Origin of the sequence: Streptomyces sp. NPDC101166, assembly GCF_044768125.1 — a bacterium.
Classification (GTDB): domain Bacteria; phylum Actinomycetota; class Actinomycetes; order Streptomycetales; family Streptomycetaceae; genus Streptomyces.
This window is the reverse complement of record NZ_JBIWPF010000333.1, coordinates 1-1,070: the sequence shown is the minus strand read 5'-3', so window position 1 is coordinate 1,070 and position 1,070 is coordinate 1. Positions and strand designations below refer to the sequence as shown.

Genomic DNA, 1,070 nt, shown 5'->3' with positions numbered 1-1,070 from the left:
CCGAACAACTCGGCATCCCGAAACTCATCGTGCGGCCGCAACCGTTCAATTTCGCACTGCCCAACCCGAATCCGCCCGCACTGCCGCCCGGCCCCGAACCCGCGCACCCGTCCAGCGAGCCCGCCGAGCGCACCCCCGCCCGGCCCACGCCGCAGGTCTCCGACGTGCGCGAGGTGTCGAAACTGACCGGCGCGAACTCGATCAACCGCACCGACAAACGCTGGCAGGTGCAGGGCACCGACCTCGGCATCATGTGGCAGAGCGCGCCCGACGAGATCGCCATCGCCTTCGGCGACACCGTCGGCCGGGATTTCCATCCGCCCGGCGGCATGGGCGAGGACTGGCGCTCGAACCTGCTGGCGTTCAGCAAGAATCGCGATCTCGCCAACGGCGTCGTCTTCGACCGCATGGTCACCGACGACCGCTGCCACGCCTCGGAACTGCTGAGCAGCCGCAAGCTGGACAATATCGAGATCACCACCATCCCCACCTCGGGGTTCGCGCTCGGCGACCGGCAGTACATGAGCTACATGTCGATCCGCACCTGGAACAGCCTGCCCGGCAGCTGGTTCACCAACTACGGCGGGCTCGCCTACTCCGACGACCACGGCGAACACTGGACCAAGGACCCGTACGCCAAGTGGGAGAACATCTTCGGCGTCTCCAGCTTCCAGGTCGCGTCCATGGTGCCGCAGGGCGACTGGGTGTACATGTTCGGCATCCCCAACACCCGGTTGGGCGGGGTCGGACTGGCCCGGGTGCCCAAGGAGCAGGTGCTCAACCCGACCGCCTACCAGTACTGGCAGAACGGCTCCTGGGGTCCCGCCGTGAACGGAAACGTCAGCGCCACACCGATCGTCGACGCGCCCGCGGGGGAACTGTCGGTCCGCTACGACGAGAACCGCGGGGTGTGGCAGATGAGCTACCTCGACACCGCGAAGGCGGCTCTGGTTGTGCGGGAATCGGATTCACCGCAGGGCGCGTGGTCCGACAGCGCGGTCACGGTCAGCGCGCTGCAATTCCCGGAGCTGTACGGCGGATTCATCCACCCCTGGTCGACCGGTGACGAC

General features: G+C 67.3%; 1 protein-coding gene. It reads left to right on the top strand.

Going from position 1 to position 1,070, the window contains the following annotated elements; translation table 11 throughout:
• Positions 1–29: 29 nt before the first annotated feature.
• Positions 30–1,070 (top strand): DUF4185 domain-containing protein (locus ACIRS4_RS38890; RefSeq protein ID WP_404205102.1); only part of this gene is annotated, 1,041 nt, incomplete at its 3' end.